The 22169-nt window shown below is 51.3% G+C and carries 17 protein-coding genes, 5 tRNA genes and 1 pseudogene; 8 read left to right on the plus strand and 15 right to left on the minus strand.

Features of this window, described 5'->3' with window-relative positions:
- Positions 1-2600, plus strand: a 2600-nt coding sequence (locus VGK02_10230; protein ID HEY3375428.1) for a fibronectin type III domain-containing protein, incomplete at its 5' end; no start/stop codon positions are given.
- Between the two features lie 9 nt (positions 2601-2609).
- Here the strand turns inward: VGK02_10230 and VGK02_10235 are convergent.
- Together VGK02_10235 and VGK02_10240 are read right to left on the minus strand one after the other, a co-directional pair.
- Positions 2610-3719: a cytochrome c3 family protein gene (locus VGK02_10235; protein ID HEY3375429.1), complete on the minus strand. Its 1110-nt coding sequence runs from the start codon at positions 3717-3719 to the stop codon at positions 2610-2612.
- A 1-nt stretch (position 3720) separates the two neighbouring features.
- Positions 3721-4791, minus strand: a complete 1071-nt coding sequence (locus VGK02_10240) for a NapC/NirT family cytochrome c (GenBank protein ID HEY3375430.1) — start codon at positions 4789-4791, stop codon at positions 3721-3723.
- A gap of 252 nt (positions 4792-5043) precedes the next feature.
- Here VGK02_10240 and VGK02_10245 point away from each other — a divergent pair, with 252 nt between their 5' ends.
- From VGK02_10245 to VGK02_10260, 4 genes are all read left to right on the plus strand, one after another.
- Complete coding sequence (locus tag VGK02_10245) at positions 5044-5973, plus strand: 6-bladed beta-propeller (GenBank protein ID HEY3375431.1); 930 nt, start codon at positions 5044-5046, stop codon at positions 5971-5973.
- A gap of 237 nt (positions 5974-6210) precedes the next feature.
- Entirely contained in the window at positions 6211-7410 is a 1200-nt protein-coding gene (locus VGK02_10250) for a hypothetical protein (GenBank protein ID HEY3375432.1), read from the plus strand.
- Between the two features lie 204 nt (positions 7411-7614).
- Positions 7615-8625: a tetratricopeptide repeat protein gene (locus VGK02_10255; GenBank protein ID HEY3375433.1), complete on the plus strand. Its 1011-nt coding sequence runs from the start codon at positions 7615-7617 to the stop codon at positions 8623-8625.
- Positions 8615-10903, plus strand: coding sequence for an Ig-like domain-containing protein (locus VGK02_10260; protein ID HEY3375434.1), 2289 nt, complete (start codon positions 8615-8617; stop codon positions 10901-10903). Before VGK02_10255 ends, VGK02_10260 begins: the two co-directional genes overlap by 11 nt.
- Before the next feature lie 45 nt (positions 10904-10948).
- Here the strand turns inward: VGK02_10260 and VGK02_10265 are convergent, their stop codons facing one another.
- The gene (locus VGK02_10265) at positions 10949-12448 is read right to left on the minus strand and encodes a sensor domain-containing diguanylate cyclase (GenBank protein ID HEY3375435.1); all 1500 of its coding nucleotides are present in this window, start codon (positions 12446-12448) and stop codon (positions 10949-10951) included.
- 353 nt (positions 12449-12801) lie between these two features.
- Between VGK02_10265 and VGK02_10270 the strand changes: the two genes are divergently transcribed.
- Complete coding sequence (locus VGK02_10270; GenBank protein ID HEY3375436.1) at positions 12802-13002, plus strand: hypothetical protein; 201 nt, start codon at positions 12802-12804, stop codon at positions 13000-13002.
- A gap of 195 nt (positions 13003-13197) precedes the next feature.
- Here the strand turns inward: VGK02_10270 and VGK02_10275 are convergent.
- Positions 13198-13273, minus strand: a tRNA-Phe gene (locus tag VGK02_10275).
- Between the two features lie 139 nt (positions 13274-13412).
- Here VGK02_10275 and VGK02_10280 point away from each other — a divergent pair.
- Positions 13413-14699, plus strand: a complete 1287-nt coding sequence (locus VGK02_10280) for a TIGR04013 family B12-binding domain/radical SAM domain-containing protein (GenBank protein ID HEY3375437.1) — start codon at positions 13413-13415, stop codon at positions 14697-14699.
- On the opposite strand, the gene VGK02_10285 is transcribed toward VGK02_10280, so the two are convergent.
- Complete coding sequence (locus VGK02_10285; GenBank protein HEY3375438.1) at positions 14692-14970, minus strand: hypothetical protein; 279 nt, start codon at positions 14968-14970, stop codon at positions 14692-14694. The two genes, VGK02_10280 and VGK02_10285, sit on opposite strands and share 8 nt — an antisense overlap.
- Positions 14971-15083: 113 nt before the next feature.
- Between VGK02_10285 and VGK02_10290 the strand changes: the two genes are divergently transcribed.
- Positions 15084-15521 carry an NUDIX domain-containing protein gene (locus VGK02_10290; GenBank protein ID HEY3375439.1) on the plus strand — a complete coding sequence of 146 codons (438 nt, stop codon included), beginning with the start codon at positions 15084-15086 and terminating at the stop codon, positions 15519-15521.
- 8 nt (positions 15522-15529) lie between these two features.
- On the opposite strand, the gene purE is transcribed toward VGK02_10290, so the two are convergent.
- The 10 genes and pseudogenes from purE to purF all read right to left on the minus strand — a co-directional run bounded on the left by purE (position 15530) and on the right by purF (position 22075).
- Positions 15530-16030 (minus strand): 5-(carboxyamino)imidazole ribonucleotide mutase, encoded by a 501-nt coding sequence (gene purE / locus VGK02_10295; GenBank protein HEY3375440.1) that lies wholly within the window; start codon positions 16028-16030, stop codon positions 15530-15532.
- Positions 16031-16117: 87 nt separating this feature from the next.
- Positions 16118-16384: pseudogene (locus VGK02_10300) on the minus strand (hypothetical protein).
- 114 nt (positions 16385-16498) lie between these two features.
- Positions 16499-16575, minus strand: a tRNA-Asp gene (locus tag VGK02_10305).
- An 88-nt stretch (positions 16576-16663) separates the two neighbouring features.
- Positions 16664-16738: transfer RNA gene (locus VGK02_10310), tRNA-Val, on the minus strand.
- A 25-nt stretch (positions 16739-16763) separates the two neighbouring features.
- Positions 16764-16836, minus strand: a tRNA-Glu gene (locus tag VGK02_10315).
- Between the two features lies 1 nt (position 16837).
- Positions 16838-16913, minus strand: a tRNA-Lys gene (locus VGK02_10320).
- A 231-nt stretch (positions 16914-17144) separates the two neighbouring features.
- Positions 17145-18707, minus strand: a complete 1563-nt coding sequence (gene purH, locus VGK02_10325) for a bifunctional phosphoribosylaminoimidazolecarboxamide formyltransferase/IMP cyclohydrolase (protein ID HEY3375441.1) — start codon at positions 18705-18707, stop codon at positions 17145-17147.
- A 248-nt stretch (positions 18708-18955) separates the two neighbouring features.
- The gene (gene purN, locus VGK02_10330) at positions 18956-19594 is read right to left on the minus strand and encodes a phosphoribosylglycinamide formyltransferase (protein HEY3375442.1); all 639 of its coding nucleotides are present in this window, start codon (positions 19592-19594) and stop codon (positions 18956-18958) included.
- Entirely contained in the window at positions 19587-20630 is a 1044-nt protein-coding gene (purM, locus tag VGK02_10335) for a phosphoribosylformylglycinamidine cyclo-ligase (protein ID HEY3375443.1), read from the minus strand. The genes purN and purM overlap by 8 nt, the downstream gene beginning before the upstream one ends.
- The gene (gene purF, locus VGK02_10340) at positions 20630-22075 is read right to left on the minus strand and encodes an amidophosphoribosyltransferase (GenBank protein ID HEY3375444.1); all 1446 of its coding nucleotides are present in this window, start codon (positions 22073-22075) and stop codon (positions 20630-20632) included. The genes purM and purF overlap by 1 nt, the downstream gene beginning before the upstream one ends.
- Positions 22076-22169 lie beyond the last annotated feature (94 nt).

Below are 22169 nucleotides of genomic sequence, written 5' to 3' on the forward strand. Positions count from 1 at the left end.
TCTTCGTTACCTACTCGGTGGCGGCCGGCGCCACCGTCGGCGCAACCCTCGGGGCGCAGCTCTCCTTTACCGGGCTCGGCGTTAAGGCCCCGGATATCGTAAGCACGCAGAACCTGCCGGCAACGACCGGCTTGCATATAATTGAGAATTCTGTAGATACAATATCGGTCTCCCATACGCCACCGGCAGATTTCACCATGCTACAGGGCACATCCGGCATACTTGATGTAATTACCTTAACCGCTCCAACCAATGGCGACGGTGCTGAATTGGGCGGCATTAAGGTCGACCTTGTGGGCACAGCCGTACCGTCTGATGTTGCGTTCTTGCGCCTCTATGATGATGTGGATGGATCCGGTACCTTAAATGCTGGCGATACCTTGCTTGATACAAAAGTACCCTCGACGGGTACGGTTGGATTTACCCTACCGCCGGGCTTCAAGATCAATCCCGGACCCAGCGGAGCACGGCACCTGCTTATCGAGGCTGAAGCAAGCCCTTTAGCAAAGGTCAGGGCAACAATAAAAGCAAATCTAGTTAATAGTTCATATGTCGTTCTTGCTGCGCCCGACACGGTCGATCCGAGCACCTTCCCGCTCACATCCGCGACAACTACAATAGGCGATGCACCGGACAAGGTAACTGTAAGCCAGACAGCCGTAGATGGCGGTAATGTGGTAATCGGAACTGCCAATCACGTTATGCAGGTAATCGATCTTACTATCAATGCCGATTCGGCGGTTATAAACTCCCTTACCGTTGAGCGAACCGGAACGGCAACTGACAGTGATATCGCGTTAAACAGTGTAAAGCTTTGGTATGACGCCGATAACAGTAATTCCTTGACGCCGGCCGACTGGCAGCTCTCCTCGTCGAAGACATTCATGAATGGTAAAGTGACGTTCGACAATATTAAACTAGCTGCGATTACACCTACATCGCCGGTGAAGTTACTCGTAACATACTCGGTAACACAAGATGCGGTTATGGATATCGGTAAAACTATCGGTGCATCAATTGAAACTAGCGCAAGTGTAGGCATCGTCCCTCCAGACTATGCAGAACTCAGCACGACGCCGCTCGTAAGCGCGCTACATACAATTGCTCCGATGCCGCCAACGGCGCCGACCGGTTTGAAAGTTACCGCGGGTGCGAATAACCGGTTCACGCTTCAATGGAATAATAACCCGGCCAGCGAGCAAGTAACGATATATAAAATATACCGGGCAAATCCTGGTTCGGAGACGTTTGTGCCGCTCCCGGCGACAGCGGCAACAAGTACCTTTGTGGATACCGTCCCTTCACCCGGTGATTATTCATATAAGGTATCGGCGGTCAACTCAACCGGAGAGAGCGTTCTCAGTGCGGCCGCCATAGCAGAGTCGGTTGATCTGAGCGTCACAATTAGTTCAGCGAGCGCAACTACGACAATCGAGAGTGCAAATGAAACGGTTAAGCTGCTTGTGCCCCCGAGCCCAGGATATCTAAACAAGAAATTCACAATAAAAAGCGCAGTGCGGCCGCCCGGCGTGCGAATGGTCAGCAGGTTCTATTATGAACTCTCAACAGATGCGACACAGCCGCTCAATCCGGCATTGACGCTGATTTTAAGATGTAACGGGCCGATTGACCCGGCTGAGAAGAAAGTCAGCATATACCACTACACGAGCGATCATAAGTGGGAACGAGTCGCCGGCAGTAATGGCCAATACATCTATGACGGCTATAGCGGTAACAATAGTATTGGATACACAGGGATTACGACCTTCTCAGGGTACGCGGCTGCTGAAAATAGCTTTGGTGGATACGGTTACCCGTTGCGATTTACCGACGCCGCAACAAAGGGCCCGCACGGTGGCTATACAAGCACAACCAACAAGTGCAAAGAATGCCATGCGGTTCACCTTGCAACCGGCGCATATGATTTAACGCGGGCCAACACTCGAAACGAGACCTGCGAGTTCTGCCACGGTATTGGCGGGGCGGCAGCCACCCAGATTGTCCTCGACGAAGGCGGTCACGGCTTGAGTCAAGCTCAAAAAGGTCAAGATATGGTAACCGCTCCCGATGACACCGAGATGGCTTACACGAAACGTCCATCTGATTGGGGTTGTCTCGAGTGCCATTCGGTACATGATAATAAGACGGTAAAACTTGCCGGTTTCACAAGCAATAAGCTGCTCAAGGCAAATCCGAATCCGCAGAAGAACGGCTATTACCTGTACTATACGCCAACAACCGGTGAGACATCGCAGACGATAAGCCAGTGGTGCTCGACGTGCCACAACGCCAACTTCGGTATCGGTACAGACGGCTTGAAAAAGACGGTTCAAAATGGTGGAGCACCTGCGAATGTTTACGGGCACCCATCATCATCAGAAGGCGCCACAACGACACCCGACGGCTTCGCGGTCGTTAACCTGAATGACGGCATCAACAACGGTCCGGCCTGTCAGCAATGCCACGTAGCCGACGGCAGAACCGGCGTGAGCGAATTCCCGCACTCCTCTGGTTCAGAGCCATCGATGCTTAAAACAGGAACCGGCTCAGGTATAGATAATGTCTGTAGCGGCTGCCACAATACCGCATCACTACCGTAAAAACTTAGCTTATTTATGCGTGGGCTTGTGGGGCTTAAGGGCACCACCACGTGAATCGGTGTGACATTGCGTGCAGAAGTTCGGGTTATGGCAATTTGAACACGTACCACCTTGGCTACTGGCTGACATCCCGTGTTGCGCAACCCAATCGGAGGTATGCGGAAACCCACCGGCGTGACACGTGCGACAGTCGTTGCTCGTATGGCATTCCCAACAGAGCGTTTTGTCGATAAACCCTTCTAACGCGTGCCCGCCATTACGCCAGGCAGGTAAATGCGGCAGTTGTAAGTTATGGCAATTCAAGCAGACCGTTATACCATGACATGATTTGCACAAGATTTCCCCCGGTCCCTCGGCTCTTGGGTAATTCTGCAAATGCGCACGTGTTTGCCCGACCAACACGAACGCATGGCATGCATCGCATTCGGCTGATGCCTGTTTCTGATTATGGCAATCTATACATGTACTCATCCCAAAAGAATCGAGTCGCTTTACGGTACTATGCAAAACCGGTTTCTGGTAATGACAATCAACGCATCGGTATCCGGCGTCTAGCGGCTCTTTGTGTTGCATTACGATCGCGCCGGATTGTCTCTTGCCGTGCAACACGCTTTTATGACACCGTAGGCACACTTCGTTGGTAACCTGTGCAGAGGTCACGTTCCCTAAGATTTTCGACTTGGAAGATACCATCTCGACCAAACGCAGTTTATCGATAAATACGCCGGTTAGGCCAGGCTCCTGGTGGCACGCTTCGCAGGGAACTTTACTATGTATCGACCGCTTGGAATCGTCAAATGCAGCCTTCATTTCGTGGCAACTCGCGCAAAACGAAGCCTTTGATGCGAACTCTACGGCAGTCCCAAGCGAAACAATCGCTAGTGTGCCGGTTATTAAAATGGCAAAATAGGTCCGCCTTAGCTTACGCCTAAGCTGTTTTTCCTCAATCTGATTCCCCGCTTTTTTAACCGGCCGGACAAAGAGAATTGCGATCAGTACGAGTATAATAAATACCAGCAAAATACCTATGCCGACCAGGATAGGGATCTCCCGCATATGTAGCTCGGGCTGCTGTATGACTTTCATGATGTGTTGGAAGAAGGCACGGGCGCTTAGCATATTACGGGTTTGCCCCCCCTTGCATTAGCGACCTATTGTGTGCGTGGTCATCATGGCATTTTTTACAGTCTCTGACCGGATGACACGTCTTGCAGATTTCCTGTCCGGTTACTTCAACCGACATATTATGAAGCGCTAGCCAGCCGGTCGGGTGCGGCATCTGAATATTATGACAGTTCTTGCAGAACATTCCATTTACATGGCATATATTACAATCATCAGGGCTCTTCTTGGCCTCCTGGCCATGGATATACGGCCATCCTTCCGGGTGCGGCACGGTTGTTGCATGGCAGCGAGTACAATCTTTGTCGCTGTGACAGTTTTTGCACATATAAAGGTTTCGCGAGCCGTGTGTCTTAGGCCAACTGCTATCGTGAACAATGCTGCTGCGCTCAGCCGGTTTCATACCGAGCCACACGTTGCTTAAGTGGCATGTCTGGCAGCGAGATGACGCAATCTCATCGTTATGACAGCTGCTGCATTTCTCCATCATAGAGATACCTATTCGCTCCCCCGTTGTATGCGAGATGTTATCATGGCACTCAAGGCAAGATATCCCCGCTTGCATAACCTCGGCATGACTCATCATTGTTTGGAATTTGGTTTGAACACCATGTTTGATATCGCTATGGCAACCTAAGCATGCCTCATTATCAACTGCGGATGATATCGGCAACTGGTACTTGCCCGTGAGACTGTTTGCCGTCATACGTGTCTCTTCAAGGTTTAAGATGGGTATGGCAAGCACTGCGGTTTTCTTGTGACAGCTGAGACACGTCACGTCAAAATGAGTGGAGGAAGCCCAGCCGTCGACCGCTTGGCGCATTACATGGCACGATCCGCATACAGCCGGCCGTGACGCCGTATAAGAAGCAGCCCCCGCTATAACAAGAATAATTGCAAGAATCATGGGAATCGGCAGCTTGAAGATCGTATTAATATTAAGTCTTGAAAGAAGTCCTCGGGTATAGATAAAAAGGAGCGCGAGGAAGACAAACGCAATACAAAGCGCCGCGATAACTATATCAGTTGCGCTGACTTTCTCAACTAATGCTATTAGTGATTTCGGCAATACCAACTCTTAGATACCACCAATATTCTAGATTATCTACTGTGTCCCCTGGCTCCCTTTGCATGAACTGTGCGGGATTACCATACGTGCGAGCGTTGATAGTTGCCATAAAACCAGCGGCCCTTTACTGAATAAATTATAGCATAATTGAATACAAGCTTCAGTTTTTGATGTATTATTAGTGCAGGCAGAGATAAGGAGTGAAATACTATTAACAGACGCCTCTTCATAGCGATTATTGTACTCATCGCATTGATTGGCACGACGGGTATTTTATATTACTCACTGTCAAACACATCGCACAACAACACACCCAATCAACAAGATGCATCACCTGCAAGCCATCCAAAATATATTGGATCAATCAAGGGCGAAGGCGATGACCGTCTGAAAGCACCGATGGCTGTTACCGTTGCCGATACGGGGCTTTTCGTCGCGGATTCCGGCAACAGCAAGCTCGATATCTTTACGCAGACAGGAACGTTAGAGCAGTCTGTGAAGATAGCACTAAAATCCGGGTCCAATTACCCGGTCGGTGTCGCGGTTGATATGGGGCGGCGCATTTACGTAAGCACCATCGGTACAACAGGACGAATCGTCGTATATAACGCTCACGGCACCTACTTGTACACGTTCCCCGATGGTGCGTCAAATGATGCATCGGTCTACGCCGCGCCGGTCAAGCCGATCGCTATCTATGCTGCAAACCGGAAGCTTTATACAACCGACGTCATCGATCAGGATGTTAAGGTCTATGACTATAGCGGAAAGCTTGTCACACGCTTCGGCCGCCCGGGCTCTGAAAAGGGCGAGTTCTTGTACCCGAACGGTATTGCCGCCGATAAAGACGGCACTATCTTCGTCAGCGATTCGAATAACGCTCGCATTCAGGTATTTAGCAGTAAGGGCGAATTCTTATACCAGTTTAGCGGTACGGAGAAAAATTCGTTATCGCTGCCGCGAGGTATTGCATTTGACAACACCGGCCGCATCCATGTCGTCGATACCTTCAAGCACAAGGTATTCGTCTTTACTAAGAAAGGTAATCTCTTGTTTACCTACGGCGGCTTCGGTTCAGACGACGGTAAGTTAGCTTACCCTAACGGTATTGCGATCGACGCCAAAACCGGCACTATCTTCATCGCGGATAAACTCAATAACCGGATCACGATGTGGCGATAACCTACGCTAATTTAGTCGCATACCGGTGATATAAGTTGAGTAAACCAGCGATTGTTGCTATAGTTAAGGTGGGAATTTATAGGTACGCAGTATTGCTTAGGTAAGCGCACCTATGCCGGTATCGACTTATTACAAGGAGCCCGATACGTGACAGCCCGGTTTCAGCGCACGAGTAGCATAAGCAACCGATTAGTAATATATATTGCGGTAGTATTCACCTTATCGGTACTCTTCACCTTGTCACTTTTCAGTGTTGCGCTGGCAGCGGCCACCGTATCGGTTACATCGCGTCCGGAAACGCGCGGCAGTATTACGCCGGGGCTTGATGGGGTTGTCACCCAAAGTATTACGCTTAAGACAAATAGTGGCGAAGCCCAACTTACCGGCATTATCCTTAACGAATTCGGAACCGGCGATGCTTCCACAACAGTTGATGCGGTTAAGATTTATAAAGAAACGAACGGCATGGGCAGGCTGCAAACCACCGGTGCGCCTGCAGATACTTTGATGAGTACAACCCCCGGCACATATAGTGGCGGTGATACCACGCAATTCAATTTTAGTGTAGCCGAAACGCTCTCGACTTCCTCGACCAGCTATTATATTGTCTACAACATTAAGCCCGCCGCGCCGACCAACGTCACTGTCGGATCGCAGCTGGTCGACAAGAACTCGGTGCTTGTTACAGCACCGGCAACGGTAGCGGCGTTCTCAAATTTGCGATCACGCGAACTCGCAATCGTCGCTATCCCCCATGGAAGCGTACGGTCAAATAATCCGAGCCCGTTTTCCTCAACGAGTAATCTGTGCGAAACGTGCCATGCGGTGCACCTCGCCCCGGATTTCTCGAATTTCGGGTTGACCGGCGATAACGCAACGCGCCGCCTGCTTATCCAACCGTACTTCGAGAGCCCTGATGTTGTAAACGATCCGACTAAGGGTTCTGATATCTATAATGCATTATGCTTGAGCTGTCATGACGGTACGGGCGCGTCAACAGTTGCCAACATAAAACAGCAGTATAGTGACATAACGGCAAATCGCGCCGGACACCTGACGAATGCAGACTCAACGATCACTGCGGATATGGCCAATGCGGGCTATAAAGCCCCGAAAGCCGGTAAGAAATATAACACGAACGTTAAAATACCGTGCATGATCTGCCATGACGTGCATACTTCGACCAAGAATAATTATGCAATGCTCGCCGACCAACTCTACGATTATTCCACAAGCAATGGGTGGAACGACCCGAATGCCAACGGGCGCATTGATAGCGGCGATGAGGCGTGCGAGGTATGCCACCGCTACACAACTGAAACTACGAGAACAGCGATAGTGATGGGGTACGATCTCACCATGCCGCAAACCCATGAAGAGACGAGCACCGCCTGCTTAGCCTGCCACTCCAGCTCGCACGCGCTTACAGTTCCATAATGCCGGCTACATCCCAAAACTTCTTACAAGAAATACTTCTTACAAGAAATTGCGCCCACTAAGAATTTCATCTATCACGGCTTCGCTTGAATGGTTAGAATAAGTAAAGAGATAGGTTTAGCTGTCTAACGCATCCTATAGCGCCCATATTCTGCTATAATATGAGCGCTATCGAATAAACAAGCATGTATCGGAGGAATAGTAGTGGGAAGACATGCTGCAAATAGAAAACCATCGTCCGACAAAAAGATCCCTACCAAGAAGAAAATACCGAGCGAACAAAAGCAAGGCACCGCAAAACCAACCCAACAAGACGGCAAGGTAACTCGACCGGCAGTGCAAAAAACTCCCGAGAAAAAGCCGGTTGAAACCGGATCACAGAAACCGGATGATATCATGCTCAGTGGGCACAACAGAACGAGAAAGCCGGAACCTCCTGAGCCAATGAGCCTCGATATTTCCGAAGAGCGAAGCACCGGTAAGATTATCGCGATCATGGCGGTTGTTGCTATTGTCGTCCTGGCGATAGGCGCAGGAATCATATATTTAATCACGGCACCGGCTCCCTCTAAAAAACAGATAGCAGCCGTATCCAAGCAAGACCAAATTACGGAAACACAGCTGATCGAAACATACAATAAGGGCGACTATAAAGCGGTAATCCCGCGCATGGAGATGTTTACCGCAGCACACAAGGATAATATAAAAATTCGCGATATGCTGGCATCGGCCTACTTACTGACCGGGCAGATCAAACAAGCCCTCGATGAGTATGAAGCCATACTAAAAGCAAAGCCGAATGATGCAGAAACCCTGTATAAGATGGGCGTGCTGCTTGAGCAAACAGGTCGCCGGAATGAGGCGATCACCACACTCGACCAAGCTACAAAAGCCGCGCCCAACGTTGCGCTCTTTCACGCCGCGCTTGCGCGCGTCGATACCAAGGCCAAGTTTTACTCCCAGGCGCTCGATCAGTGGCGGGCAGTGCTCAATCTGCTGCCGTCAAACGATACGTCGCGTGCCGACGTCTTTGCCGAAATGGCCAATATTTATATTCTACAAAACGACGTAACGCAAGCGCGGGGTGTAATCGTCACCGGCTTAAGCCTCGATCCCAACAATTCAACCCTCAAAACGCTAAAAGCAACCGTTGACAACCAGAACACTTCTACTCCTGCACCTGTACAACCGGGGGTATCACAGAGTGGGCGCTAAAAAGGTTTTTCTTGTCCTTATTGCCCTATTCATGTGCTTAGTTGTATTCCCCGGCATCGCCATCGCGGATCAGCTCACGGTAAATGGAGCCTTTGACGACAACGCTACCGGCTGGAAAGTTACCGCACCAACCAAAGGCATCGAAGCGGTATGGGATAAAGCAGGCTATTATCATACCGGAAGCCTGCGATTTAGCCTCCCCGGACGCCGTAGTAAAGGCGAGATATGGACAACGCAACGCATCAATACTCGGTTGCAAAGCGGCAGTAAGGGCAATATTGAATTTGCCTGGAAGAAGAACTGGTCGGCGATTCTGCCAATGTCGCAACGCATCTACATCGAGCTTATCAAACCGGATAATTCCGCGGTCACAGTATGGGCGGATGCAACCAAGCTTAACGACAACACGTGGGTAACAGCATCCGTCAATATATCCTCTTACCTCGATCAAAGCGGCATCTATGGCGTGCGTCTCGGCGCGATACTCGAAAACGGCAATGCGCGTGATGCCACGGCATTTGCCTGGTTTGACGATGTGCGTTTCAATATTACTTCAGGTGTAAACAGCCGGCCGGTAACGGCAGTGCTAAACCCGACCGGCAAAGAAATGCTCACCGGGCACGAGTATGCAATTAACGGTATGGCTAGTGACGATACCGGCATTACAAAAGTCGAGGTCGCAATATACCGTATCTACGATAACTCGTGGTGGAATGGCAATAGCTGGGTTAAATACGAGTACTGGGATACCGCCAGTGTGACAGCCAACTTAAGCGTCCGCTCCGTTGCCTGGAGTTATTCTTGGCCGCTGCCCACAAGTGATGGCGCTACATATAAAATATTGGCGCGAGCTCACGATACCACCGGCAACCAGGAATTGTTGCCCGCTAGAAGCGTAGTAAGCGTTGATAATGTAGGCCCTGTAGGCAGTATCTTCATCGAAGATGCCGCCAGCTATACGAATCACCGCAATGTCCATGTCTCAATGGATATCCTAGGTGCTCTGCAAATGCGCTTCAGCCAAGATAACGGGCATACTTGGACGAACTGGGAGCGGTTTGCCCAAGACAAAACCCTAGCCCTTTCTCAGGGTGACGGTGCAAAAATCATTACGGCTCAATTCGTGGATGGTTGTGAGAATTTATACCAGATTTCCGATAGCATTGTGCTTGACACGACGCCCCCGGTTACACGCCATCTTTACCCCGCATCGAACGCCACCAACATTGCAGCAGATTCAACGATCGGTATCGTCTTCTATGAAGACATGGATCCGCTCAGCTTTAAAAACGATGGCACCGAGCCGGGTTCGACATTTTACCTTAAGCAAGAATCACGCTGGGTAGCAGCTACTGTGGCATACGATAGTAAAGGAAAATCCGCCAAACTAATGCCCAAGGGCAAACTCGAGCCGGGCGCCACTTATGAGGTCTATATAAACGGCGGCATCAGAGATGCCTCAGGCAACCCGTTGGCGGCGAATTTTTCTTGGAAGTTTTCTACCTCGGGCACGTTTGCCGCATCGCTCAAAGGCACTGTCGGTAAAGATGGCGGAATTGTTGAGGATGGCGGGCACATGCTGTCGCTTGAAATCCCAAAAGGTGCGCTAGCGGCAGACGTCGCGATTACGATTGATGAGCTTCGGGGGAGCGCTATCCCGAGGCTAAACGGCGTCACCAGGTACAGCCCGGCATATCGGCTCATGCCCGAGAAACTACCGTTTAGCCAAACGGCAACAATTAAGATCAAATACCGGGCGGATGAAATACCCGATCCGACGAACTTGCGCCTGATCGCCTATGATGATCAGCGAAAAACTTGGGAAGTTGTGCCGAATGCTCGCATCGACCTTGTAAATAACCAGATTATTGCACCGCTTCTACAGCTTACGACTATCACTCTCGCAGGAAGCGGTGACGCAGAACCGCCGCAGAGCACATTTATAGCACCGACCGGCGCCACCGAGATCGGCGGCGGCATGGCTTACCTCATGTATGGATTGGCAAACGACAATATGAACGTTGCTAAAATCGAGGTTATGATTCGTAAGGAATCCGAGAACGCTTACTGGAACGGTAAAGACTGGCAAAATAGTGAGACGTGGCTTGGCGCTAATATCACATCCGGTAAGAATCAAAAAGATGCAAGTTGGGCATATCTATGGACACTGCCGGATGATCGATACGCGACCTATCAGATTCGAGTCCGGGCAACCGATGGTAACGGAAACAAAGAGGTAAACCCCGCAACTATAACAGCTAAACTTACCGGCAACTAGTGCGAAAGGCCTTGCGCCACCCGGGCGTTAACACTCATTGCTGACTCAGCCGGCCTTCGCTTTACTTGGACGGGCAGTTTCCGAATACGTCTTGATAGGCGTATCGGTACTTTCCTTCGCCTCATAGAGCGCTTCGATGGCACTTTGCGTCAAACTGTTTACATCGGATGCATCTACCGGGAACACCGCTATTCCGATTGCAACCGTAAGATTTGCCGATGAGCCGTCTTTTTTGGCAAAAGCGGCCGTTTCAATCTTCTTTCGCAAGTTCTCCGCATATTCGACGGCATCGAGTTCATCAGTATCGGTTAGCAAAAGCGAGATTTCATCACCGCCGTAACGGTAACCGGAATCCGTCTCGCGGAGGTCATCACTCACAATTGCCGCAATTTGCTTAAGCGCGGAATTGCCGTATTGATAGCCATTTAGCTCATTGAAGCGTTTAAACTCCTGGATATCAAGGATTAATAAAGCGAGCGAGCGCATATGACGTTTAGCAAGCGCAATATCTTTAGTAAGGTCTTGGTTGAACTTGAAAAAGCTCCCAAGCCCGGTGAGCGAATCGGCCAGACCTAACCGGCGCGCGGTTTTATACAGGCCATCGACATCGCGTCCGATCCAGAGCCAGCCAAGCACTGCTACAAGCAACAACGGCAGAATAAACCAAAGTTGTTGGAGTATTACATTGAGGGCCTGCTTTTGAAGTGTCGATTGCTCAAAACATACGGCTACAAGCCATGGGGCTCGTTTCGTGTTATAAAGACTCGAATACCTGACAATGCCATCAGGCCCGGGCATAGTTATACTCATACCGGATGTGATAGTTCCGCCGGGTATTTTCGGTTGAAACCGCTTCCCTATCCAGTGTTTCGGGTCAAGCGTGCGTGCAATTATAGTGGCGTTTTGGCCGAGAACTGTGATTTCAGATCCTTTAGCGACATTCATAGTTACAATGCGTTCCTGCAATCGCGCAAGATCGAACGATATTCCAACGAAACCGACCCGCTTCCCTGTTTTCGTAAACACGGGGTATGTAATATGGATTACCGGCTTTTTGCTCAGCATGCCTATCATATAATCGCCGTAAGCGAACCCGTCCGCATCTATCGATCGTTTGTAATACGCGGTTTCTTTAACGGTAACGATTATTTTACCGTCGGGTTTAGTGTACGTACGCGCAGCCGCGCGCATGTTTCCATCGAGGTCGACAAAGATGATGTTCTTGTAGTATGGATACTTGGCCGCTATTCCGCTAAACCACTTCTTAAGCGCGGGGTAATCTTGGTTTTGGGCGGCATCGCTATGTGAGATGGCAACCAGGAGGTCCCCTGTTGCCTGGACAAGCTCATCAACGTTACCCGCGACTTCACGTGCGTCGCGGACATTTTTAGTAGTTTTGTCGTGCAAAAGCTGTATATACCCGCTATACCCCTGATGTGCTGAGAAAATAATGAATGGAAGGAGCATGACGACGAGTAAGAGCAGCAGGCGTGAGCGCAAGCCATAGTCAAACGATTTTAATCGAGTTCCACCGTTATTTACCATGTGGCACCTTACCTATGCAAGTAATACCCTATATGGGTATTATACTATAACTCCAGGTTAATAGCCATATTTACATCGCTTGTGTTGGTTCATGGTCCCTAGCGCTGAATTAGAGCGCTACTACAGTTATATTCACCATTGGCTGCATAACATTGTTTAAGCGAGGGGCGCGGGGGTATGAGAAATGCTGAAAAGCAGCACCCATCTGTTAAGAGGAGAAAACAACTATGACGCGAGGATTCGGGGGTCACGGCCCGGCCGAGATTCTCGAAGAATACAGTAAAGTCGCTTAGGCGGCGCTGCGCGTGAGATACCGCGTGCGCGGGTAATGACGTAATAAGGAGGCGAGATTCATGCCCGAAGAAAAAGAACATAAAGGCGAAATGACGGTAAGCGAAGCCGGTCATCTCGGCGGCGAGAAGGGCGGTCATAAAGGCGGCGAAACCACAAAACAGAAATATGGTCACGAATTCTATGAAGAGATCGGACACAAGGGTGGGCAAAAAGTAAAAGAGCTCATCGAGAAGGGCGAAGAAGCCGAAGGCGAGAAATAGCTACCAGCACACCGGGTAAAAACGGCGGATCTAAAAGATCCGCCGTTTTTTGTCTTGGGAAGGGACTCCTTCAAAATCAGCATATCGCCAATTTTAAGGTGGCACAATTTTCGGGAGGACAGGTCACCACCGCGTTACCACGAGGAGCTTACACAACAAAAAACCCCGGCAATATCACTACTGCCAGGGCATAAATGGTGGCCGGGGACGGACTTGAACCGCCGACACGGGGATTTTCAGTCCCCTGCTCTACCAACTGAGCTACCCGGCCATGTAACGTGCACCTATTCGGTTTAAAGGTACCATAATAGATTACGTAAATATCTAGAAAAAATCAAGCCCACAGGCCCTATCCTGTGAAAAACGATGATCCGTGGTATTATACAAAAAATATCGTTACAGTGGGTACCATGGATATAGCAACCGCATTTATTTGTACAAACTATAATAAATACAGCGTAAACGCGCTTGCCGGCGCGGTCGAGAGCACACCGGCGACCCAGAATGCGCACCTCTACTTTATTACCGAGCACTCGCCGGTAAAAATCTTGGAAGCTCTTACCGAGCTGCAACGCTCACACGAGATGTTGCTTATCGGATTTTCATTCGCGACAACGAACGCTGTTGCCGTCTACGAGCTCTTAAGCATGCTTAAAGCGGATTTAGCGGGCGGTCGGGCTCTTTATATTGCCGGCGGCCCCCACGCCTCGGGTGACCCTTCCGGAGCGCTTGCTATGGGCTTTGATATTACGGTGATCGGTGAAGGGGAGGAGACGTTCCCTGAACTCATCAATGCGCTCACGGATGATTTGGATTGGCGCGCTATACGGGGTATCGCCTACCATGACGGCGAAAGCGTGGTGACCACGGGCAGGCGGCGCCCGGTCGACCTTAATCGTTTTGCGCCGTTTTCACCCAGCCACGAGAGGCTCTCACCGATTGAGGTCAGTCGCGGCTGCCCGCACGCATGCCGGTTTTGCCAGACATCGTTTCTCTTCGGCGCCAGAATGCGCCACCGTGCCTTGGATGAAGTGCTCGGATATATCTCGCTTAGCAAAGTTAAAGGGACAAAAGACTTTCGCTTTATCTCGCCAAACGCGCTCGCTTACGGTTCCGAAGACGGTATATCCGTCAACCTGGAGGCAATTGAGGGGCTGCTGCGCGGGGCATCTGCTATCGTCGGCACCGATCACCTATTCTTCGGCTCGTTCCCGTCCGAGGTGCGCCCTGAGGCTGTCTCGCCTGAAGCCATAGAGCTTATCACTAGATTTACCGCCACAAGACAGATCGTTATCGGCGCCCAAACCGGGAGCCAGCGGATGCTCGACAGCTTACACCGCGAGCATAACGTCGAAGACGTAGATCGAGCCATCGAATGCATCCTCGCCGCCGGGCTCGAGGTTTGCGTCGATTTTATTTTTGGCTTACCCGGTGAAACCAACGACGACCGTCTGCACTCAATCGCCATGATGGATTCGCTGGCGGCACGCGGCGCCAAGATTCACAGCCACACGTTTATCCCGTTGCCCGGAACACCCCTTGCCAAGGAAGATGTAGGCGTTATCGACAAAGAACTTGCCGCATATTTGAGCAGGCTGGCCAACAAAGGGCTGCAATTCGGCCAGTGGAAAAAGCAGCAACGCCTCGCACGCGAGGCGTCACATTTCTTGCTCCATCTGCATCACCCGCTTATCTAGCCGAGCCCTCTGTCCTGCCGGTACGTTGGGGCTCCTTCATCGTAAAGCGCTTCTCGTTCGCCTTTGCTGCCCGGCGTTCTTTGCCCTCCAGCGCTGCTTCACCGGCTTTATTGCCCTGTATCTCTTGCTCAACGTCCATGATCGACTTCTGTTCAGAACGTTCCTTTAGCGCCCGCCCTATGGCTTCTTTTAAATCCCACGGTCTTCCCTGTTGTCTGGTCCCTTCATCGGCATTATTGCGATCTTGCATATTCTCATTTTGCTGTGCCATCTGTATCATCTCCAAATTCCCGATTATAATTCACTCATACCCACTTTCGCGCTGTGAATGCAGTCAAACGCCGGGTCGTATATGATGAAAGAAAACGAGACGCGGAGACTTATATGAAAACACGACCGTCGATACTTCTCATCCAGAACGGAAAAATCATGCTGCTGCAATATCTTTACGGTGATACGGCTGTCTGCGGTATCCCTGGTGGTGGTGTTAACGATGGCGAGACGCTTATCGATGCTCTTGTACGCGAGCTTGCAGAGGAAGTCGGGGTCGAAATCGAGGTTGACGATCTCGCTTGTGTCGTTGAAACACCGAGCGCCGGTACGGTAAAGCACACGCTTCATTGCGTCTTTACCGGCGTGATTACACGTGGAAAGCCACAGGTTAACCCGGAGCATACTACCGCCCTGGGCATCGTGTGGGCCGATGCCTTACAGCTCGATGAGCTGGTCCTCTATCCACCGGTAAATGATGTCGTAAAAGCGGTGCTTGCAGGCAATTACGAGGCACGTTACTTGGGATTGCGCGAGCGTACGTGGTTTTAAGCGCAGGTTTACTCGGCGTGCTCGGCTTTGAGCTTTGCGGATTTTTCGTTGAGCTGATCGCGAGTCTGAGCGCGCTTTGCTTCCAGGCGCTGTGCGAGCTCCATATCGGTAACCGCAAGTATCTCGCACGCGAGGTAAGCGGCGTTTGCCGCCCCATCAATCGCTACCGTTGCCACCGGGACGCCCTGCGGCATCTGCACGGTTGCATACAGCGCATCAACGCCGGCGAGCGCACCGGATTTTATCGGTACGCCGATGACCGGAAGCGTTGTGTGTGAGGAGATCACGCCGGCCAGGTGCGCAGCCATACCGGCGCCGCAGATAATCGCACCTAAACCGCGTTCACGAGCGATCTTAGCATATTGCGCAGCCTTATCGGGCAAACGGTGGGCGGAAATAATATCTATCTCGTAAGGAACATCCAGTTCTTTAAAGACGTTTGCGGCCTTCTCCATGACGGAAAGGTCGCTATCGCTTCCCATTAGAATTCCAACACGCGGCGTAGCCATAGTATCCTCCGTACATTCCGTGAGACAACCGTTCCTTAAACAAAGCTTTTAGAAACTCTATAATACCATATCGGTTTTTGGCTGGTTTTACTGAGCGCTTCTCAGGGCTTCATTAAGCGCTGCTCGCACCATGTCTTTGCTTGGATAGTGCTGTGCGCCCTCCAGGGTATGATATATGCGGCATGAAAATGAATAAGTGGTTTGTCCCCAAGCGTTAGGGTCAACATCAAAACCATTTACCCTCACGGTCGGCGAACCTAAGAACTTATGCGAGATGGCTTCCGCTTCGCTCTGTATTTCTATTTCATTAATTTTTGCATTGATGCATAGCTCATCCATAGCCTCTTTGAGCGCCTCACGAGCGCTCGGGACTCCCGGTCATCCTGCAAAATAGAGAAATTCAATATTCATAGTTATATTTAACCACAAAAACAAAAAGACTCCATCAAAAGATGAAGCCTTAGACTCTGGCGGGAGCGACGGGATTCGAACCCGCGATCACCGGCGTGACAGGCCGGCATGTTAAACCGCTACACTACGCCCCCATGTTGAGCACTGGCAATTTTCACAGTCAAACAGCATTATACTGTTTTTACGACGAGATTTCAACGTCGCTATCTGGCAAAACGTTGATGGTGGGGGTTACAGGATTTGAACCTGTGACCCTCTGCTTGTAAGGCAGATGCTCTCCCGCTGAGCTAAACCCCCAATAAACCTAAAAAAACAAACTTTGTGCCCCCAGGGGAATTCGAATCCCCGCCGCAGCCTTGAAAGGGCTGTGTCCTAGGCCCCTAGACGATGGGGGCATGGTGAGCCGTGAAGGACTCGAACCTTCGACACCCGGATTAAAAGTCCGGTGCTCTACCAACTGAGCTAACGGCCCGACTAAAGAACCGTTGTTTACTATCCGTAAACAAAAAATAGCGTAGCGGTAGACATACATTACCGCTACAGCATTAGATATGATACTACAGCTAAACCCCAATGTCAATCGCTACCATGCATGCCAGCGCTCAACCGGCATGCCGTGCACATAAACCATACCAGCAATTATAGCGCGCCCACATACATTAGCAAGAGCGAATCATAAATATCGGGGTTTACCCGGATACGACTAATGGCGGAAGTGGCGCTTGCCGGTAAAGACAAGCGGAACACCGTATTCGTTTGCCGCAGCGATAACTTCATCATCATGGATTGAACCGCCCGGCTCGACGATGCACGATGCGCCGGCTTCAACCGCCGCGTCTAAACCGTCCCTGAACGGGAAGAAGGCATCGGATGCTACAACGGCCCCTTTTACCTTCTCGCCGCCTTTGCGCGCTCCAAGCCAGGTTGAGTCAACACGGCTCATCTGACCGGCGCCGACACCAACAGTCGCCTGGTCTTTAACGTAGATGATCGCATTCGACTTAACGTGTTTTGCGATCTTCCAGGCAAATACCATGTCTTTCCATTGTCCTTCGGATGGCCGCGCCTCGCTTACCACGCGCCAATCGGCGGCTGACTCTTCGATATTGTCGAAATCCTGCATGAGCACGCCGCCGTTCACACGGCGCACATCGTGGTCGAAGTAGCTCACGGTCGTAACGCCGCCGGTATCGATTAGACGAAGGTTCGCTTTCTTTGTAAGGATATCGAGCGCCTCTTCGGCGTAGCCCGGTGCGATGACCACCTCGGTAAAGATTTTTCCCATCTCTTCCGCAGCCGCTGCATCGACTACCTGGTTGAAGGCGACAATGCCGCCGTACGCCGATACGGGATCGCAGTCAAACGCTTTTTTGTATGCATCTGCCAGGTCTTGGCCGATAGCGCAGCCGCACGGATTATTGTGCTTGATAACGGCGCATGCCGGCTCCCGGTCTAAATCGCACACCAGCGCCCACGCGGCGTTCATATCCAAGATATTGTTATATGAGAGCTCTTTACCGTGGATCTGCTTGAAGTTGACGAGCGCGTCCGCCGGCGCTCCGGCCTGGCGGTAATACGCCGCTCTCTGGTGCGGGTTTTCACCGTAGCGTGTATCCATGATTTTCTCGAAGGTCATTACTCTGATTTTCGGGAATTCTTCCTTCTCGTCACGCGATGTGAGGTACTGGGCGATTGTCGAATCATACAGCGCGGTGTGCTTAAACGCCTCTTTGCAGAGCGTAAAACGGGTGTCGCGCGAGACCGCCCCATCGTTGGCGCGCATCTCAACAAGAATCTTCGGATACCAGCTCGCATCGACCACAACAGTAACGCCCTCAAAATTCTTTGCGGCGGCCCTGATCATTGTCGGACCACCGATATCGATATTTTCAATCGCCTCGTCGAGTGTGACGTTCGGCTTGGCGATTGTCGTCGCAAACGGGTAGAGATTCACACACACGAGATCGATCGGCTCGATCGCCGCGTCGGCGATCTGCCGCATGTGCTCTTCTTTCCTGCGGTCGGCAAGAATCCCGCCGGAGATTTTCGGATGCAGCGTTTTGAGCCGCCCCTCCATCATCTCAGGGAAGCCGGTATATTCAGATACTTCAGTAGCGATAATTCCCGCATCACGCAGCGCACGTGCCGTACCACCAGTCGAGAGAATCTCGACCCCCATATCTTTAAGCCCTTTGGCGAACTCGATAACTCCGGTTTTATCGGAAACACTGATTATTGCCCGCCTGATTTTAATCTTGTCGATCATCTACCCCTCCTTATTTCACAACCTTACATTGTTTCACTGATTATACTGTAAGCGATATAGATAGGCTATTATTTTGCGGTTAGTAGATGCAATTGTTACGTAGTTATATTGGTGTTAACCGAACACACTCAACCTTAAACGCTGCAGATGAAAAAGCCTTGTAATAACATAGGGCGATTTAGGCGCGAACGAGAGAGAATATATTGGCTGTTTGTAAGTAGCTTTTGGTGATTAAGAATACATTCCTGCTATTCTACGATATGGACTCTTCTGCCCTCTATGCGCAATCGCCCTTCACAGTAGAGTTTGATGGCTTTCGGGTAGATTACGTGCTCGACCGCATGTATCTTCGCGGCGAGCGTCTCTTCAGTGTCGTCCTCGTCCACGTACACGCACTCCTGGAGGATAATCGGACCTTCGTCGAAAACCTCGTTGGCGAAGTGCACGGTTATGCCTGTTACTTTGACGCCGTAGGCGAGCGCATCGGCAATGCCGTGCGCGCCGGGAAAGGACGGCAGAAGCGCCGGGTGAAGGTTCAACGCGCGGTTGGGATACACATCGAGTACCTCTTTCCCGAGGAGGCGCATGTAGCCGGCCATAACGACGAGCTCAACACCATACTGCCGCAATTGCTTTAAAAGCGCAACGTTGTATGCCGCCTCATCGGCGTACTCGCTTCGCTTAAGTATAGCGGTGGGGATATTATGGGTTGTCGCCCGAACCAGGCCGTAGGCATCCGACCTGCTGCTGATAACGACCGCGATATCGGCCGGCACTTCTCCAGATTCACACTTGTCGATTATCGCCTGCAAATTGCTGCCGCTTCCCGAAATCAGCACCCCGAGATTAACGCGACCGTTCGGCTGCCCGCCAAACCCGTTAGACATAGCGCACCACGCCTGTGCCGGGCGCAATCCTGCCGATCTCAAAGGTGGTCTCCCCCTCGCCTATGAGCAGCTTGAGCGCATCATACAAATCACTGCCATCGACAACGATTGCCATGCCAATACCCATGTTAAACGTCTGCAACATCTCGGCTTGGGCGATATTGCCCTCGCGCTCCATAAAGGCAAAGATAGGCGGCGCATCCCACGAGCCAAGCTTAAGCTCGGCATCGACCCCTGCGGGCAGGATTCTCGGGATATTATGCGTCAACCCTCCGCCCGTTATGTGAGCGAGCCCTTTTATCTTTATCTCTTGCATAAGTTTAAGGATCGGTTTCACGTATATCTTGGTCGGTTTTAAAAGCTCCAATCCGAGACTTTTGCCGCTATCCCAATAGACGGTATCAAGCAAAAGATTCTTGGTTTCGACGAGTTTTCGCGCAAGCGAATAGCCGTTGCTGTGAAGCCCGCTTGACGCAAGCCCGATGATGACATCGCCCTCCGTAATCGTCTCGCCGGTTATAACGTCCGGTTTATCAACGATACCGACCGCAAAACCGGCCAGGTCGTATTCACCCGGTGCATAAAAACCGGGCATCTCCGCAGTCTCGCCGCCAAGGAGTGCGCATCCCGCCTGCCGGCAGCCCTCGGCGATGCCTTCGATCACCGCTGCGGTCTTATGCGGCTCAAGCGCGCCGGTCGCGAAGTAATCGAGGTAAAACAGAGGTTCCGCCCCCTGTACCAAAATATCGTTTACGCACATAGCGACCAAGTCGATGCCAACCGTATCGTGTATATCGAGCGTTTGGGCGATTTTGAGCTTGGTGCCGACGCCGTCGGTACCCGATACCAGCACCGGTTCTTTATAGCGCTTGGTATCGATGCCGAAGAGGCCGCCGAAGCCGCCGATATCGGTTAACACTCCGGGGCGAAACGTCGATCGCACCGATTTCTTTATAAACTCAACCACCTGCTCGCCGGCTTTAATATCTACACCGGCGTCTTTATATGTTAAACCTTCGTTGTTTGCGTCAACCATTATGTGGCCTCTTCCTCCTCGAGCATGAGTTTTGAAACCCTGAAATCTTCTGGCACATTGATTGGGTATTGCCCGTCGAAACACGCCATGCAGAATTGTTCGCTTTGGCCTTCCGTTGATTTAACGAGCCCCTCTAAGCTTAAGTAACCGAGGCTGTCCGCCCCGATAAATTTGCACACATCATCGATGCTGTTATTCGCTGCGATAAGCTGCTCCTGGGTATCGGTATCGATTCCGTAAAAGCACGGCCATTGAACCGGCGGCGAGCTGATGCGCATGTGGATCTCGCGCGCCCCCGCTTCCCGTAGCATATCGATAAGTTTCTTGCTGGTATTGCCCCGCACGATAGAATCGTCGACGACGACTATCCGCTTGCCGTCGATAACTTCGCGAAGCGGATTAAGTTTGAGCTTGATTCCAACCTGCCGAATCGTCTGTGTCGGCTGAATAAACGTTCGCCCAACATAACGGTTCTTGACCAACCCTTCCCGATACGGGATGCCCGATGCTCGGGAGTAGCCGACCGCTGCCGGCACGCCGGAGTCCGGCACGCCCAATACCAGATCGGCATCGACCGGGTTCTCTTTTGCCAGCTCAGCGCCCATAGCTTCACGCGCGCTGTAGACCAGCCGGTTGCACAGCTTAGTGTCGGGCCGGGCGAAGTAGACGAACTCAAAAATGCAAAGGCTGGTTTTATTCGATTCCACCGCCTGGATGCTGCGCATGCCGACCTCGTCGATAATGATGAGCTCGCCGGGGTTCACGTCGCGCAGGTAGGTGGCGCCAACAATATCCAGCCCGCACGTCTCCGAGGCAATTACGTAATGCTCGCCCAGCCTTCCGAGAACCAGTGGCCGGATACCGTGCGGGTCGCGCATTGCAAAAAGCCTTGTCTCGGTCATAACCACGACCGAATACGCGCCGTGCAGCCGCTTCATCGTCTCTTTTATTGCATCTTCGATGCCTTCATCTGCATACGATGCGATAAGAGAGGCTATGACTTCACTATCGCTTGTCGAGCGAAATTTCTGCCCGTGCTCGCTCAGCTCGGTCCTGAGCTCCTGCGTATTGACCAGGTTGCCGTTATGCGCAAGCGCCAGACTCCCGCCTTTAAACGTTTTATAGATCGGTTGCGCGTTCTCCCAGTGCGTCGAACCGGTTGTCGAGTAACGCACGTGCCCGATGGCAATATTACCCTGCAGGCTGGCAAGATTACTATCCTTGAATACCTGGGTAAGTAGCCCCATGTCTTTATAGATAATGATCGAGCGGTCGTCCGATACTGCGATTCCGGCGCTCTCCTGGCCCCGGTGCTGCAGTGCGTACAGGCCGAAATAGGTCAGCCTGCTTACATCTTCGCCCGGTGCAAAAATGCCGAAGACACCGCATGCCTCTTCGGGCCGGTCCGGACGGTCATAATCGAAGTCATCAATATTGTGACTCAAAACAAAAAACTCCTTAGAACTCGCTTGCATCTTATGCGCGCTTGCTCTACGTAAGAATATATTGTAAGCATTAATAAGCTTAACGCACATTATG

The organism is Candidatus Aquicultor sp., assembly GCA_036504445.1.
Taxonomy (GTDB): domain Bacteria; phylum Actinomycetota; class Aquicultoria; order Aquicultorales; family Aquicultoraceae; genus DASXVE01.